Source organism: Plantactinospora sp. WMMB782, assembly GCF_049179135.1.
Classification (GTDB): domain Bacteria; phylum Actinomycetota; class Actinomycetes; order Mycobacteriales; family Micromonosporaceae; genus Plantactinospora.
The window spans coordinates 6,030,743-6,045,606 of sequence record NZ_JBMHMC010000007.1; the positions used below are offsets into that span (position 1 = coordinate 6,030,743).

General features: G+C 71.8%; 18 protein-coding genes. 10 read left to right on the top strand and 8 right to left on the bottom strand.

The window, feature by feature from the left end:
- The first annotated feature begins 3 nt into the window (after nucleotides 1–3).
- The 5 genes from ACN28A_RS28925 to ACN28A_RS28945 all read left to right on the top strand — a co-directional run bounded on the left by ACN28A_RS28925 (nucleotide 4) and on the right by ACN28A_RS28945 (nucleotide 4,036).
- On the top strand, nucleotides 4–579 hold the full coding sequence (locus ACN28A_RS28925) for an RNA polymerase sigma factor (RefSeq protein ID WP_421400355.1): 576 nt from the start codon (nucleotides 4–6) through the stop codon (nucleotides 577–579).
- The gene (locus tag ACN28A_RS28930) at nucleotides 576–1,481 is read left to right on the top strand and encodes a zf-HC2 domain-containing protein (RefSeq protein ID WP_421400357.1); all 906 of its coding nucleotides are present in this window, start codon (nucleotides 576–578) and stop codon (nucleotides 1,479–1,481) included. Before ACN28A_RS28925 ends, ACN28A_RS28930 begins: the two co-directional genes overlap by 4 nt.
- 107 nt (nucleotides 1,482–1,588) lie before the next feature.
- Nucleotides 1,589–2,314, top strand: a complete 726-nt coding sequence (locus ACN28A_RS28935; protein ID WP_421400359.1) for a hypothetical protein — start codon at nucleotides 1,589–1,591, stop codon at nucleotides 2,312–2,314.
- A gap of 5 nt (nucleotides 2,315–2,319) precedes the next feature.
- Nucleotides 2,320–3,111: an ABC transporter permease gene (locus ACN28A_RS28940; RefSeq protein WP_421400361.1), complete on the top strand. Its 792-nt coding sequence runs from the start codon at nucleotides 2,320–2,322 to the stop codon at nucleotides 3,109–3,111.
- A gap of 31 nt (nucleotides 3,112–3,142) precedes the next feature.
- Nucleotides 3,143–4,036, top strand: coding sequence for an ABC transporter ATP-binding protein (locus ACN28A_RS28945; protein ID WP_421400363.1), 894 nt, complete (start codon nucleotides 3,143–3,145; stop codon nucleotides 4,034–4,036).
- A gap of 90 nt (nucleotides 4,037–4,126) precedes the next feature.
- On the opposite strand, the gene ACN28A_RS28950 is transcribed toward ACN28A_RS28945, so the two are convergent.
- Genes ACN28A_RS28950 through ACN28A_RS28965 form a run of 4 tightly spaced genes read right to left on the bottom strand, consistent with a single transcriptional unit; the run spans nucleotide 4,127 to nucleotide 7,947 of the window.
- A complete protein-coding gene (locus ACN28A_RS28950; RefSeq protein WP_421400365.1) occupies nucleotides 4,127–5,449 on the bottom strand; it encodes a cytochrome P450 in 1,323 nt (440 codons plus the stop codon).
- Between the two features lie 43 nt (nucleotides 5,450–5,492).
- Entirely contained in the window at nucleotides 5,493–6,008 is a 516-nt protein-coding gene (locus tag ACN28A_RS28955) for a hypothetical protein (RefSeq protein WP_421400367.1), read from the bottom strand.
- A gap of 42 nt (nucleotides 6,009–6,050) precedes the next feature.
- Nucleotides 6,051–6,773 carry a 5-formyltetrahydrofolate cyclo-ligase gene (locus ACN28A_RS28960; RefSeq protein WP_421400369.1) on the bottom strand — a complete coding sequence of 241 codons (723 nt, stop codon included), beginning with the start codon at nucleotides 6,771–6,773 and terminating at the stop codon, nucleotides 6,051–6,053.
- A gap of 7 nt (nucleotides 6,774–6,780) precedes the next feature.
- On the bottom strand, nucleotides 6,781–7,947 hold the full coding sequence (locus ACN28A_RS28965) for a helix-turn-helix domain-containing protein (RefSeq protein WP_421400371.1): 1,167 nt from the start codon (nucleotides 7,945–7,947) through the stop codon (nucleotides 6,781–6,783).
- Nucleotides 7,948–8,306: 359 nt separating this feature from the next.
- Here ACN28A_RS28965 and ACN28A_RS28970 point away from each other — a divergent pair, with 359 nt between their 5' ends.
- The 3 genes from ACN28A_RS28970 to ACN28A_RS28980 are packed head-to-tail and all read left to right on the top strand — an operon-like array spanning nucleotide 8,307 to nucleotide 9,279.
- Nucleotides 8,307–8,561, top strand: coding sequence for a DivIVA domain-containing protein (locus ACN28A_RS28970; protein ID WP_421400374.1), 255 nt, complete (start codon nucleotides 8,307–8,309; stop codon nucleotides 8,559–8,561).
- The gene (locus ACN28A_RS28975) at nucleotides 8,558–8,818 is read left to right on the top strand and encodes a hypothetical protein (RefSeq protein ID WP_421400376.1); all 261 of its coding nucleotides are present in this window, start codon (nucleotides 8,558–8,560) and stop codon (nucleotides 8,816–8,818) included. Before ACN28A_RS28970 ends, ACN28A_RS28975 begins: the two co-directional genes overlap by 4 nt.
- Nucleotides 8,819–8,856: 38 nt before the next feature.
- Nucleotides 8,857–9,279: an Imm1 family immunity protein gene (locus tag ACN28A_RS28980; protein ID WP_421400378.1), complete on the top strand. Its 423-nt coding sequence runs from the start codon at nucleotides 8,857–8,859 to the stop codon at nucleotides 9,277–9,279.
- Here the strand turns inward: ACN28A_RS28980 and ACN28A_RS28985 are convergent.
- Nucleotides 9,243–9,644, bottom strand: coding sequence for a winged helix-turn-helix transcriptional regulator (locus ACN28A_RS28985; protein WP_421400380.1), 402 nt, complete (start codon nucleotides 9,642–9,644; stop codon nucleotides 9,243–9,245). The genes ACN28A_RS28980 and ACN28A_RS28985 overlap by 37 nt on opposite strands.
- Nucleotides 9,645–9,846: 202 nt before the next feature.
- Here ACN28A_RS28985 and ACN28A_RS28990 point away from each other — a divergent pair, with 202 nt between their 5' ends.
- On the top strand, nucleotides 9,847–10,686 hold the full coding sequence (locus ACN28A_RS28990) for an NAD(P)H-binding protein (protein ID WP_421400382.1): 840 nt from the start codon (nucleotides 9,847–9,849) through the stop codon (nucleotides 10,684–10,686).
- A gap of 185 nt (nucleotides 10,687–10,871) precedes the next feature.
- Here the strand turns inward: ACN28A_RS28990 and ACN28A_RS28995 are convergent, their stop codons facing one another.
- The gene (locus ACN28A_RS28995) at nucleotides 10,872–11,270 is read right to left on the bottom strand and encodes a DUF4260 domain-containing protein (RefSeq protein ID WP_421400384.1); all 399 of its coding nucleotides are present in this window, start codon (nucleotides 11,268–11,270) and stop codon (nucleotides 10,872–10,874) included.
- A 550-nt stretch (nucleotides 11,271–11,820) separates the two neighbouring features.
- Between ACN28A_RS28995 and ACN28A_RS29000 the strand changes: the two genes are divergently transcribed.
- On the top strand, nucleotides 11,821–12,690 hold the full coding sequence (locus tag ACN28A_RS29000; RefSeq protein ID WP_421400386.1) for a DUF4394 domain-containing protein: 870 nt from the start codon (nucleotides 11,821–11,823) through the stop codon (nucleotides 12,688–12,690).
- A 121-nt stretch (nucleotides 12,691–12,811) separates the two neighbouring features.
- Here ACN28A_RS29000 and ACN28A_RS29005 read toward each other — a convergent pair whose 3' ends face one another.
- Together ACN28A_RS29005 and ACN28A_RS29010 are read right to left on the bottom strand one after the other, a co-directional pair.
- On the bottom strand, nucleotides 12,812–13,387 hold the full coding sequence (locus ACN28A_RS29005) for a hypothetical protein (protein WP_421400388.1): 576 nt from the start codon (nucleotides 13,385–13,387) through the stop codon (nucleotides 12,812–12,814).
- 27 nt (nucleotides 13,388–13,414) lie between these two features.
- On the bottom strand, nucleotides 13,415–14,791 hold the full coding sequence (locus ACN28A_RS29010) for a serine hydrolase domain-containing protein (protein ID WP_421400390.1): 1,377 nt from the start codon (nucleotides 14,789–14,791) through the stop codon (nucleotides 13,415–13,417).
- Nucleotides 14,792–14,864 lie beyond the last annotated feature (73 nt).

Consider the following 14,864-nt stretch of genomic DNA (forward strand, 5'->3'; position numbering starts at 1 on the left):
GGGATGGACGACGTCGACCGCGAGCTGCTGCACCGGGTGGCCGCCGGGGACCAGCGCGCCTTCGAGGAGCTGTACGCCCGGCACGGCCAGCCGCTGCTCGCGTACGCCGAGGGGCTGCTCGGTGACCGTGGGCGGGCCGAGGAGGCCCTCCAGGACACCTTCCTGGCCACCTGGCGGGGCGCCGGCTCGTTCGAGGGGCGGTCGGCGGTGCGTACCTGGCTCTTCGGCATCTGCCGCCGGCAGGCGCTGCGCCGGATGACCGGGCAACGGCCGGCTCCGCTGCCGGTCGAGGCCGCCGCCGAGGTGCCGGCCGGCGAGCCCGGCCCGGAGGCGGTGGCGCTGGCCCGGGCCGACGCCCGCGCGGTGGCCGCCGCCCTGGCCGAGCTGGCTCCGGCGCACCGGGAGGTGCTGGAGCTGGCCTTCGGTGCCGGGCTCGCGCACGCCGAGATCGCCGAGGTACTCGGCATCCCGGTCGGCACCGTGAAGAGTCGACTGTTCCACGCCCGGGCCGGCCTGGCCCGGGCGCTGCCCGACGAGACTGCGCCGGTCGGGGTTTCCGGACGGGAGGCGGGACGATGACCCACCCGAGTGACCTGCTGTCGGCGTTCGCCGCCGGAACCCTGCCGGCGGAGCGGGCCGACCCGGTGGCCAGGCACGTCGCCGACTGTCCCGGCTGTGCCGCCGAACTGATCGCCTGGCGACGGGTGGCCGGCGCCGTCGGTGACCGGGTCGCGGCAGTCGGCGTACCGTCGCCCGGGTTGCTGGACGCGGTGCTGGCCCGACTGGTGCCGGCTCGGGGCGCCGCGCCCGGCGTACCCCGGTACGCGGCACCGCTCGGCGGGGCCGCCGGGCGGCGGGCGGTGCGGATCCTGGCCGCGCAGCGCCGGCTGGTCGACCGGCGGGTCTGGCCGGTCGCCGCCGTGGTGCTGGCGGCCGGCACCGCCGTCGCCGGCTGGGCGCCGCCGGGCAGCTCCGAGCAGGTCCTGGCCATCGTGGTACCCCTGGTCGCGGCGCTCGGGGTGGCCGGGGCCTGCGGCAGCGGCACCGACCCGGCCGGCGAACTCGTCGCGGCGAGCCGCACCGGGGTACGCGCGGTGCTGCTCGCCCGGCTCACCCTGGTACTCGGCGCGATCTTCGGCGCCGCCTCGGTCGCCTCCCTCGGGCTGGCCTGGTTCGACGCGGGTGCACCGCCGGGGCTCTTCGCCGCCTGGCTCGGGCCGATGGCCCTGCTCTCGGCGGTCAGCTTCGCGCTGTCGGTGCTCTGGCGACCGGCGGTCGGCATCGGGGTCGCGATGTGCCTCTGGGTACTCCGCCTGCTGGCCGGCTCCGACGCGCTGGACGGCACGGTGGACCGGCTGGTCGAGCCGCTCTGGCGCACCAGCGGGCCGCTGCTGCTGGTCGCGGCGCTGCTGATGGCCGGCACCCTGGCACTCCTACCGCACCTGCCGGCCAGCCTCGGACGCCGCGCCTACGGACGCTGACCAGCCCTGGAGTTCGGCACCCGGGCCAACCGGGGCTGGCTGGTGTGGCCCGGGTCACCGGGCGGGCCGGTGAACCCCGGCGGCCCGCCGACGCACCCAGTTGCGTGATGGCACAAGGTTCCTGGCACATTCCGCTGCGCCGGCCCGGATCCCCGCAGCTCTGGCGGCACGAGGCCCGGCGGGTCGGCTGGGCGGCCGGCGTCGCGCCTCCGGCGGGCCTGCTGGTCGCGGTGGCCATGGCGCTGCTCTCCGGCAACGCCGGAGCCGGACGGCGCCAGATCGGCGACCTGCTGCTCACCGGCCTCGAGGCGCTGCTGCCGCTGGCCGTGGCGATGACCGCGGTGACCCTGGTGGCCCGGGACGACGCCCGCGAGCTGCAACTCGCGCTGCCCACCCGGTACGCCCGCACCCTCGGCCGCCGGCTCGGCATCCTCGGGCTGACCGCCGCGCTCGCCGCGCTGGCCTACTCGGCCGGGCTCGGGCTCACCGGCTGGTGGACCGGCCCCGACCCGCTCGCCTCGGTACTGGTCTGGGCACCGCCGACGCTCTGGCTGGCCGCCCTCGCGGTCCTGCTGGCCGTCGCCGGCCGCAGCGTCGTCCTGGCCAGCAGCGCCGTCGCCGGGCTCTGGATCGGCGAGCAGATATTCGCGGGTCCGCTGGTCGGACACGACCTGACCCGCCCGGTGTTCCTGTTCACCACCAGCCGGGCCGGCACCGGGGAGGGCTGGCTGACGAACCGGCTGGTGCTGACGCTCACCGGGCTGCTGCTCGCCGCGACTGTCGCGCTGCTGCTGCGCCGGCCCCATCTGCTGCTATCCGAAGAGGAGGAGTGAGCGGCATGTCGGAACTGCTCGCGGTCGGCCGGTACGAGTTCCGGATGCAGGCCCGCAAACGGTCGCTGTGGCTGGCGACGCTGGTCCTGGCGGCGGCCATCGCGCTCTTCCAGGGGCCACGCGGGCCGCGCTACCTGCCGGCGGACGCCTCCGCGCCGGAGGTGATGGCCGGTTGGGCGCTGCTGTTCGGCATCCTGGTGCCGCTCGGCTTCGGCATGGTGCTGGCGGACCGGCTGATCCGGGACCGCCGGCTCGGCACCGCCCCGCTGCTGGAGAGCCTGCCGGTCCGGCCGGGTCTGCTGCTGGCCGGGAAGTACCTCGGCGGGCTGGCCGCCACCGCGCTGCCGGTCCTGCTGGTGATGCTCGTCGCCGGCGGCTACGAGAGCGTGCACCGGGGCGACCCGGCGATGCTCGGTTGGGCGGTGCCGGTGTTCGCCGTCGTCATGCTCCCCGGGCTGGCCTTCGTCGCCGGATTCGCCCTGACCTGCCCGCTGGCCGTCTCCGCGCCGCTGTTCCGGGTGCTCTTCGTCGGCTACTGGTTCTGGGGCAACATGCTCGCCCCGGACTTCCTGCCCTCGCTTACCGGCACCCTGCTCACCCCGATCGGTGACTACCCGGCGAGCTGGCTGGCGGGCGAGCTGGCACTCTTCGCCGGAACACCCGGCTGGCTCGCCTTCCTGCGTCCCGCACCGGGCGCCGGCAGCGCGTTGCTGAGCATCGCCCTGCTCGTGCTGCTCGGCCTGCTGCCGCTGCTGGTCACGCACGTCGTGCTGTCCCGCCGCCGGCACGCCGCCTGACCCGTCTCCCCTTCCGAAAGGCTCTTCCCGCATGGACATCCAGACCACCGGCCTGACCCGCCGGTTCGGCAGGATCACCGCGCTGCACTCGGTCGACCTTGCCGTCCCCGGCGGCATGTACGGGCTGCTCGGCGCGAACGGCGCCGGCAAGACCACGCTGATGCGAATCCTCGCCGGAGTACTGCCGCCCAGCGGCGGGCAGGTGCGGGTCGGCGGACACGACCTGACCACCGGGGCCGGGCGGCTGGCCGTGCAGCGCCGGCTCGGTTACCTGCCGCAGGACCTCGGGCTCTATCCCGACCTGTCGCCCCGGGAGTTCCTGGACTACGTCGGGCTGTTCAAGGGACTCGACGACACGGGGGCGCGCCGCCGGCAGGTGGACGAACTGCTGGAACTGGTGGCGTTGACCGAGGTGGCCGGCCGGCGGATGAAGGGCTTCTCCGGTGGCATGCGCCGGCGGGTCGGCATCGCGCAGGCGCTGCTCGGCGACCCGGCCCTGATCGTGGTCGACGAGCCGACCGCCGGGCTGGACCCGGAGGAACGGGTACGCTTCCGGACCCTGCTCTCCGGGCTGGCCGGGCACCGGACGGTGCTGCTGAGTACCCACATCGTGGAGGACGTGGCGCAGACCTGCCAGCAGGCGGCGGTGATGGCCGGCGGTCGGGTGGTCTACACCGGGCTGGTCACCGACCTGGTCCGGGTCGGCGAGGGCGCGACCTGGGAGGTGGTGGCCGGTGTCGGGGCGCCGCCACCGGCCGGCGTGGTGGTCTCGGCGGTCAGCCGGTCCGACGGCACCCACTACCGGGTGGTCAGCCCGACACCGCCGACCCCGGACGCACTGCCGGCCGCACCATCCCTTGAGGACGGATACGTGGCCCTGATGCAGCGCGCCGCCGCCCAGCCGGCCCCGACCGTCGGCGGCTGACCGGCGATCCCGGGCGAAGAGGCGCTCCTGACGGACCGTTCGGTGGCGAGGAGACGCCGCTCATCGACCCTCCGGAGGCGAGGGACACCGCTATGCGTCGCCCAGCACCGAGACCCGGAACCGGCGACCCGGGTTCGGTCCCGGGGTCGCCCGGATCCGGAGTTCGTGGTCCGGGGTGGGCAGCGCCAGCCGGAGCCGGCGTACCAGCATCGCCATGGTGGCGACGGCGAGCACCTCGGTCATGCCGGCGCCGAGACAGGTGTGGCTGCCGACGGAGAACGGGGCGTAGACGCCGGCCCGCCGGTTGGCCGCGAAGTCCCGGTCGACGTCGAAGCGCTGCGGCTCGGGGTAGTACTCGGCCAACCGGTGCGGCACCGTGGTCGCGACAAGCAGCCGGCTGCCCTCCTCGACCCGGTGCCCCTGGAAGCCGAACGTCGTCCGGGCGGTCCGGGCCGAAGCCGGTGCCGGCGGATACACCCGCAGTGTCTCCAGCACCAGACCCCGCAGCGTGCCGAGGCCGCGCAGGTCGTCGAAGCGGAGCTGGCCGTCGGGGCCGCAGACGGCGTCGACCTCGGCGGTGACCCGGGCCAGCAGCTCGGGGTGGCGCAGCAGCGCGTAGAGCATGAAACTGTAGAGGTAGGCCACGGTGTTGATGCCGGCGAAGTAGCCCTGGAGGGCCATCCCGGCCCGAAGCTCGGCCGGGTACGGGTTGCCGTGTTCGTCCACCGCCCGCAGCGCCTGGTCGAGCAGGTCCGCCGGGCCGCCGGTCGGTCGGGCAGCCCGCTCCGCCAGCGACGTACGGGCGAACGCCAGGATCTCCGCCCGAGCCTTCCGGTACGCCGGCCAGCGGAGCACTGCCGGCGGCCACTTCCCGGCGAGGGTGACGTCGAGCATCAGTTCGAAGGCGTACCGGAGGGTGTCGAACCGGTCGGCCGAACTCGCACCGGTGAGCGTGACGGAGAGCTGGGCCGCCGCCAGCCGCTGGAACTGGTCGACCACGGCGAGGCTGGGCCGGGTCCGCCAGTCCGCCAGCATCCGCTCGGTCTCGGCGGTGACCGTCGCCCAGCGGGCGGCGAGCAGGTCGCGCGAGATCCCGGTGGCCAGCAGCTTTCGCAGGTGCCGGTGCGGTCGGCCGCGCAGCACGTGCACCCGCATGTCGAACTCCCGGTCGAGCCCGCCCATCGTCGTCTCGCTGGAGAACAGCTCGTCGCCCCGGTCCCGCAGCAGGTGGTTTGCCTCGGCACCGGCCAGCACGGTGAACGACTGGTGCAGGGCCCGGATCCGGAAGATCCCGCCGTGCCGCTGGTACGCCCGGACGAGAAAGCCCTGGACGTCTCCCATCATGCTCAGGGCGTTGCCGAGCATCGGCAGCCCGGGAACGATCGGCGGCGGCCCAAGCCGCTCGACGGTCAACAGACCGCTACCGGACGACGCTGCATCCCTCGATGCTAACCGTTCACTGTGGCCGGTCGCGGTGCCCCGACCGCTCGTCCGGCTTCAGGGCGTCGACGGGCGGCAGCCAGCACAGGGCCGCGAACCCGGCCGGGTCCAGACCCAACGACTCCGCAGTGGCGGAAGCTCGCAGCTCCGGTCGGTCCCCGACGCCCCTGCCGATGATGTCGACACCGGCCGGCGTCAGCATCGACCGGCCGAAGGTGAGGGTGGCGACACCACCGTCGTCGCTGAGCCGGGCCACCCGCCACCGGCTGGTCAGTGCGGCGAGGAGATGCCGGCCGCGCCAGACGAAACCGCCGGACGCCGGGTCGAAGCGGTCGGTGCCGACGATCGACCGGAACTTCCCCGACCGGGTCCGGTAGCGGACCTCGTCCCGCAACACCAGCGGATCGCCCGGCAGCAGGGTGTAGTCGAAGGTGGGCGCCAGCCGCCGGCCGGAGAGCCACATCGGAAAGGTGGTCGCGAGCACCCGCCACGTCCCGGGCAGCGCGGCGCGAAGCTCGTCGACACCGTACATCCGACGAGGGTACGCCGGGACTTCAACTCCGACACACCGACCTCACCTCGGACGTCGGGCGTTGTTCGCGAGGGCTGGGATTTCGGCAATCTTTTCGTCGCTGAGTGCGTCCCAATAGATCCCGAGGGGCCGCCGAGGGTGGCCGCACCAGATAACTTCGTCGGGGGTTACGACCAGGTCGACCCTGAAGTCGTGTGGCGATTCGGGTAGGGGTGCGTCAAGAACTTGAAGTTGGTGGACCGTCGTTACGAGCAACGTAGCAGCCGTAATCAGACCGGCCTCAGTCAGGAGGGCGACCTCGATGTCGGAGTAACCGGCTCCCTTGCCGACGCGCACTCCGTAGCGGTTTACGGCCACGCTACCGCAAATCACCATTTCAATCGGCTGCATTTGTGCAACCTCGACGGTGGGGGCGTGGGCGGCTGCACCCGCCCCAGTGGCTATGAGGTCGGGCGGAGCGCCGAGGTTGCTTGGATCGAGTAAGTAGAACGGCCGGGGAGCGGCGAGCTTGGGAACGGCCATATAGAGTAGTTTGCGGTCACTGAGTGCTTGCAGCCTAACCGGCAATTGGCTTTTGTCCGGGTTGCATTTGACCACCCGGGCTTGGTGCCACTGTGGCAGGTCGGCCAGTCGAGCGGACGCCCGGCCGGCACCAAGGAAGTTTGGAATTCGACCGTGTGCACCAGGGGGCAAGGTCGCACCCGACTTCTCCAGTCGGCGCCATACTTTCTCACGTGCCTCCTGCTTCTCCTGGTCGATATTCATGCACCCCTCATTTCGCCATGAGTGAAAGTACCCGGTCCGTCACGTCGTCAACGCTGAGGTTGTTGCGCCATGCCTGAAGCTCTCGGCATGCGCCGAATAGGACGTTTGCCCCGCCGCCAGCCCGGGTCTGTTCAACAATGTCGATCGCCTCGTGCAGGACGGCAGTCGACTCGTCGATGTGATGTTGCCGAATGTGAGCCAGGGCAAGGTTTCCGAGGACGATAGAGCGAGACTTTTCTCGTCCATGCAAGGCGACAGATGTGGCTTCGAGTACGGCCTGGGCCTTCCGGGGCTCCCCGAGCGCCAGGTAACAGGACCCCGCCATGCGGTTGAACTGCTCGGCTGCCACGAGCCGGTGCGCTGGGTCGGTTGTGTCTACCCTCTGGAGCCAGTCCTCTGCCTGACGAAGCGCCTCCTCACATGCGGAGCGCTCTCCCATCATCGCGTTTGCTTCCCCGACGTGCAGCATCGCAAGGCCGGCCAATGCATAGCTACCAACGCTGGTCGCGAGTCGGGCTGCTTGGGCGGCTCGGGCCAACCCTCGCTTGGGCTCGCAGTCGGCGTAGAGTGCCACGAAGCCGGCGCGCAGCCGCGCATGCGCCTCAGGTAGAACATCACCGTTCTGCTTGGCGACGCCGACTGCCTGGTTGTAGTACCCAACGGCGGTCCGGCAGTCCCGACGCTGCGAGGCATCCCAGACGAGCTGCCCCATCAGCATCGCCGAGGCGGCCTGTACGGTGGCCAGCGCTCGACGGACCCCGCCAAGCGACGCGTAGGAATGTAGAAACGTGATCTCACTGTGTAGGCGTGCCGCAGTCGGTAACAGCGACGTAGATGGCAGGGTGTCGTACGTGTCGGTGAGGGTGTCAAGTTCCCGGCGGAGGTAGGAGACCGTCGCGAGATCGGCTGCCCGTGGATTTTTCAACACGTACGCGATACGTCCACCCCGCCGCGTTCTCGCTTCCTCAACTTCCTCAAGTAGCTGGGCGAGTTCCTCCAAGGTCACCTGAAGAGCATTGGCGAGTCCTCGCCGTACCCACGGCTGGGGCTCCGACTCGGCACGTTCCCAGCGCACGACCGTAGTGCGATCCACGCCAAGCCTCTCGGCGAGGCTTTCCTGGGTGTGCCCGACCGACTTTCGTCGGCTAACCAGGCGATGTCTCCTCAAAGCCATTGCGGGTGCCTTCCGTTGTGGCTTGTCAGCAGGGGCGCCATTGGACAGTTATCCAGATCTCCGGCTCAGATGCAACATTTCCGCCTCGATTCCACGAAATTCGCACACTGTGCCGTTGGATCGCTGACCCAGAGGCTGGTCGTACGGCCCGGGGCGGGTGCTGTGGCCAACGGTTTCCGCCATGCCGGCGTGGCGGACTGCCGACCCCGCCCGCCTCGGTGCCGATCCACGACAGGCGCGGACGACGTCGGGAGGGCACAGGTGTATCGGTCTGCGGGAGCCGCCCGGAGGGCGGGGTGGGGTGGTGTTGCGGTTGGGGCGCTGGTGGGCATACCCGATCAGGCTGCTGGTGATCGGCGGTGAGCGCGGTGTATCCGAGGCTGACCTCGACGGACATCCGGTCGATTCGGTTCGGCCGGGGGTCGTGGCGGCGCGGGTTGGACCCGGACGAGGTGTACCGGTTCCTGGCCCGGTTGGCCGACGAGGTGGACCTGCTGCGGCGCGACGTCCGGGTCGCCCGCGCCGACGCGGACCGGGTCAAGGTGGCGTTGCGGAGCTGGCAGACCCGGAACGCCCGACTCACCGACGGCCGGTGCCGGGGTGATCGGCGGTGACGGACCGACCGGTCGGGCGGCCCTCGGCGGCCGTCGAGGTGTCCGACGAGATGGCGGCGCACTTCCGGGACACGATGCTGACGCACGCCAACGATCCCGACCTCGGGGTGTGCGTGCGGTGTGGGCGGAGCCGGTGTGACGAGTGGCGGTGGGCCTACGAACGGCTGGTCCTGGCCGGCCGGCTCGCCGACCTGCCGAGACGTGCCAGACCTGGCGAGGGTGGGCCGTCCTCGGGAGATGCCGGAGCTGCCGGGTGATGGTGGCGGCGGTGTGGGGGCAGGGTAGGTGGGAGGCGGTGGGCAGCGTCGCCGAACTGGATGCCCTGCTGGGTTGCCTGGCGGTGCTCGGCCCCGAACCGCAGGTGATCGGGCTCTATCCGCCGAGGTTCCTGGAGCCGGGATTTCGGCCGGGCATGCCGCCAGCGTTGCCGTCGTTGCAGCTCGGGCTCGGGCATTCGGTTCGGGGATTCCTCTACTGGACCGGGCCAGTCGGCAGTTCGGGCTACGAGCCGGAGTTGCCGCCGTGGCCGGCCGAAACTGAGAGAATCGAGTTCGACTACGGCGGCGAGCGCATCGCTTGCGGTCCGGACCTGGCCAGCGTGACCCCGGGTGCGGTCCGCGATGCCGCTCTCGAATACGCGACGACTGGCGCCCGCCCGACCCGGGTTCGCTGGCGCGACAGTCAACCCTGGGAGGGCTGTCGTGTGGAGTCGTCGTAGGCGAGGCGGGCCTGCTCGACCCGGTCGAGATTGGCGGCGGACCACTCGCCCAGGGTCGCGAACAACGGTCCCAGGCTCCGGCCGAGTTCGGTGATCTCGTACTCGACCCGCGGCGGCACCTCGGGGTGGTAGGTGCGCAGGACCAGGCCGTCGCGTTCGAGTTGCCGCAGCCGCTGGGTCAGCACCTTCGGGGTGATGTTGCCGATCCGCCGTTCCAACTCCACGAACCGCTGGCGCCCGTACTCGTGCAGCGACCACAGGATCGGCGTGGTCCAGCGGCTGAAGACGATGTCGACCACCGGCCCGATCGGGCACGCCTGCTCCGGATCGGCGGTCGCCGCCAACTTCCATTCCTTCGTGCCCATGGCTCACTCCGCAGGGATAGTCACTTTCTCCTAGGTACCTACTATATCCAGGGTGTTAGCGTCGCCGGGTCGCGGACGAGACCGGCAGGGCAGCCCGCACGGCAGCGCCCGGCTCCCGCGACGACGTGCTGCTACTGGCGCAGCAGCGCGTCCACGTGCTGCCACCGCGCGGCACGTCCACCATCGGGGAACGGAGCTGTCCATGATCGTTGTAACGGGTGCGACCGGGAACGTCGGCGTGCCGTTGGTACGCACACTCGCCGCCGCCGGTGAGCAGGTGATTGCGGTATCCCGGGCTTCGTCCGTCGCCGGGCTGCCCGACGGGGTGCTGCACCGGTCGGCCGATCTCGCCGTACCGGCGGATCTCAAGCCGGTGTTCGACGGGGCGGACGCGTTGTTCCTCCTGGTGGCCGGTGCCGGTGCCCAACTGGACCCGGACGCGATCCTCGGCGCCGCCAGGGCCGGCGGCATCCGGCGCGTCGTCCTGCTCTCCTCCCAGGCCGCCGGCACCCGACCAGAGTCGGTCTCGCACGCACCGCTGCACGCGATCGAAAACGCCGTGCGGCAGTCCGGGCTGGAGTGGACGATCCTGCGGCCCGGTGGTTTCTACTCCAACACCTTCGCCTGGGCACCGACGATCCGCGCCCAGCGGACCGTCGCCGCGCCGTTCGGCGACGTCCGACTGCCCGGTGTCGACCCAGCGGACATCGCCGAGGTCGCCGCCGTCGCCCTCCGCGACGGCGATCACGCCGGCCGCACCTACGAACTCACCGGCCCGGTAGCCACCTCGCCCCGGGAACGGGCTGCGGCGATCGGGGAGGCGCTCGGCGAGCCGGTGCGCTTCGTCGAGCAGAGCCGGGAGGAGGCCCGGGAGCAGATGCTGCGGTTCATGCCGGAACCGGTCGTGCAGGGCACGCTGGCCATCCTCGGCGAGCCACTCCCCGCCGAACAGCGGGTCAGTCCCGACGTCGCGTCCGTCCTCGGCCGCCCGCCGCGCAGCTTCGCCGACTGGGCCGCGCGCAACATCGCCGCCTTCAGGTAGCCGCCGGTAGTGGCCCCCGGCCGGGTCGGATCCGGCCCCGCCGGGGGATGGGCACCTTCCGCACCAGATTGCCGTCGGTCTGCGCCCGGTCCGCCTCGACAGCTTCGAATCGCCGGCGCCGGAGTGCGGGCGGGTGGGCCCCGCGCGGCATCCGGCCCGCCAGCGCTTCACCTACCCCGGGCGGTTCACTTGTCGAGGCGCCGGGCCTTCCCGATCCGACCGAGGTGGGTGTCCTCGAACCCCTCGGCCGTCTTGAGCCCGTAACCGAGGGCGCGGTCGACCGCGATGTGGAATGCCCACGCGACGGCCAGGACTCCGAGCCAGTCGATCGGATCGCCGAGTGCGGTCGCGATCACGGCCACCGCACCGAGCAACGCCGGCAGGGTGTAGGAGTGCGCCAGGTTGTAGCAGGTGGCTCCGAGGCGTGGCCCGTGCAGGTAGCCGAGCATGGACAGGTCGAAGACGAGGAAGAGGGCAAGCAGCCACCACCACGGGTACCCGGCGGCGACGGTGACGACGACGGCCAGGGCGGCAACGACCACGGCCTCGATGCGCTGCGCTGCGACCGGGTTCAGATCTGGCATCTCACACCTCGGTGTCTGTCCGGGATCGGCTGGGTGTGCAGGGCCGGCGGGGAGGCGGGGCCGGCGCACCCGTACCGGGTCAGCGTAGGTCGTTCGTGGCCGGTCAGGCGCGATCGAGGACGGCGGTCACCGGATCTCGACGCGCATCTTCGGTGCGGCGAGAGCCGCGACGCCGATCATGGTCCAGATCGGCGACCGGTCACCCATCCGCTCACGGAACTGCTCCACTCCGGGAAGGCCGGGTGGATTCGTCGTGGGCGAGCAAAGCCTGCTCAGCCGGTCGAGGTAGCCGCCGGAGTGACCCGCCCGGCTCGGATCCGCCCTCGGCGGGCACGCTCCGCTCCAGTTGGCGTCCAGTCTGCGCCCAGTCCGCCTCAATAGCTTCGATTCGCCGGAACCGGCGGGCACAGGCAGGTGAGCCTGCCGCATCCGGCCCGCCGGCCGCGCGGCAGCGCGACGGGTGGTTCCGGTGGCGGGTCCGGTGGGGGATCCGCCACCTGCGCCCGGCCGGGCGGTCCGGCCGGACGAGGCGAACTGGGGAGGACAGGCGATGGAGACGAGGATCAAAAGAGGAATCACGGCGGCGATGGCGGTGGCGGCCACCACCGCGGCCGTGCTGGTCGGGCTCGGCGGCAGCGGCTCGGCGGCCGGCTCGGCTGACGGACTGCGGGCGTACGGGATCACGGCCAACGGCCGGTCCCTGCTCACGTTCACCACCGACGACCCGACGGTGAACGACTGGGTCAGGGCCGTCACCGGGCTCAGCGTCGACACCGCGCTGATCGGCATCGACTTCCGGGTGCAGGACAGGCTGCTCTACGGGGTCGGCAACCACGGTGGCGTATACACGATCTCGATCCCGGGCGCCGTGCTCAAGAAGGTCTCGCAGCTCAGCGTTCCGTTGCAGGGCTCGGTGTACGGGGTCGACTTCAACCCGGCGGCGAACCGGCTACGGGTGATCAGCGACACCGGACAGAACCTGCGGCACAACATCGACGACGGCTCGGGCGCGGGCACCACGATCGTGGACAAGCCGCTCACCAATTCGCCGTCGACCGCGACGGCGACCGGGGTGACCGCTGCCGCGTACACGAACAACGACCTGAACTCGGACACCGGGACCACCCTGTTCGACCTCAACACGGTCTCGGACCAGGTTGTCATCCAGTCGCCGGCCAACGACGGCCTGCTGGTCCCGACCGGCCGGCTCGGCCCGGACGCCGGCTCCAACGCGGGCTTCGACATCTTCAGCAAGCTGACCAACGGCAAGACCACCGCGCTGTCGGCGTTCGCCGTCCTGATGCTCACCGACGGCTCGGCCACCTTCTACACCGTCGACCTGCTCACCGGGGCGGCGAGCGCGGTGGGCGAGTTCCCGCTGCCGGTCGGCGACATCGCCGTCGCACTGGACGGAAGCTGACCGCATCTCCGACCGGCAACGACCGGCCGGCAACTCCGAGCCCCGCCCCCGGACACCCGGCCGGGGGCGGGGCTGTCGGCGGCTCCGGCGCTGCCCGTCACCCGTCCGGGCGGCGGGGGTCCTAACGAGACGACTTCGCCGGACGACGGCTGCGGGAGCGTCGTAGCAGCCTGGCGACGACCAGGGGCAGCAGGTGCAGCACGACGACGAGCCCGATGGTCAGGATGGCGATCTGGCTGACGGAAAGGCCGTGCAGGGCGAGCACCAACGACGCGCAGACGGCGGTGACCAGCACGTACAGTGCGGTGCGCGGCGAGACGCCGGAGCCTCCGCGATCCGGCGTCTCCGAGGCCGTCGGGACGGCCGGGCCGGGCGGAGCCACCTCGGCTGTCTCGGAGCGCCGGACCAGGGTCGTGGCCGCCGTCGTGACCGCGACCAGGATCGCGAACTGGAGCGCCCAGAAGGCCACCCTGCCGACGCTGGCTCCGTTGGTCAGCGAAGGCGCGGCAACCGTGCTGACCGCGAAGACGACGAAGGCCGGCGGCCAGCTGAAGAGGACGGCGGTCGTCGCTGCCTGCGCAACCCTCCTCGGCAGACCGATCTGCGGCTGGACCTGCTGTCCGATCCGGACGATCAGCTCGTCCGGGGCCCAGACCAGCTTGTGGGCCGGGCGACCGTCAGGCGTCGGGGGTGACATGGGGCGAGCCTAGTCGACACGCGTCGATCAGCGGACGGAGGTGAGCAGGTCTGCCACGGCCGCCCGTACCGGGTCGGGGTCGGCCCAGCTCCAGTTCGGATGGGCCCGGTTGGTGAGCAGGGCGAGCACGAGTCTGCGGCCCGGGTCCACCAGCAGGGACGGGCCGGCGAAGCCGGTGTGCCCGAAGGTGCGGGGCGAGGAGAGCCTGCCCATGAACCAGGGCTGGTCGAGGACGACGCCGAGGCCGTGCGCCGAGGTGCGGTTCGGCCGGTCCGGGTCGACGGCGGGTTTGCCGGCGTTGTGATTCGTCCGCATCCGGGCCACGGTCTCGGCGGAGAGGATGCGGGTACCCCGGTAGGTGCCGCCGTCCAGCAGGAGTTGGCCGATGACGGCGAGGTCGGCGGCGGAGGCGAAGATCCCGGCGTGTCCGGCGATCCCGCCGAGGTGGTTGGCGACGTCGTCGTGCACGACACCGCGCAGCAGCCCCCGGGAGGACCGGGCGTCGGTGGCGACCAGTCGGGTCGCCCTGGCGCTGGCCGAGAGCCAGGTGTTGGGGTTGAAGCCGGTGGAGCGCAGGCCGAGTGGGTTGGTGAGATTGGTCTTGAGCGCCTGGTCGAGACGCTGACCGGTGACCTTTTCCACGATCTTGCCAGCGACCATCAGGCCGACGCTGGAGTATCGGAACGTGTCCCCGGGGGTGGCGCCGGAGACCAGCGGGGTGCTCAGTACGGCGTTCCACCGGGCGGTGTTGTCGGGCAGACCGGTGACCTTGGCGCCGACCGGAAGACCACTGGTGTGGGTCAGCAGCATCTCTACGGTGACCCGCTCCTTGCCGGTGCCGGTGAACCCGGGCAGGTGGTCGCGGACCGGCGCGGCCAGCTCCACCCGGCCCTTCTCGACCTGCTGGAGCAGCAGGATGGCCGTGTAGACCTTGGTGACCGAGGCCAGGTCGAAGATCGAGTCGGGGCGCATCGGAACCCGTTGACCCGCCGGGAGGAGTTTCGGCCCGGCACCGTACCGCAGTGCCTCGCCGACGGCGGTCTGCACGGTGCTGACCCCCCGGGACCGGACCATGGCGACGGCGCCCGGAAAGCCGCTGTGCTGGAAGGTGTCCGCGGTGGCGGGCAGGTGGCGCTTGAGCAGGGCGGTCACCTCCGCCGCCTGGCCGAGCCGGTTGCCGGGCACCGGCTCCGGTTCGGACGCGACCCCCGGGTCGTCGGCCGGGGCCGCCGGGCCGGCGGATGCCGGGTCGGCGACTCCGCCGGCTCCCGTCGCGGACGGCTGACCGCCGTTACCGCCCCAGGCCACCTCCCGACCGGCGGTGCCGGGCTCGTCGCAGCCGGTGAGGGTCGCGGTGGCGGCGGCGAGGCCGGCGCCGACCAGGGTACGACGGGTGATGCGCATGCCGGTGATCCTGGCAGCCCGGGTGCCACCCGCACCACCGACCTGTCCGTCCAGCTGATCAGATCAACGCATG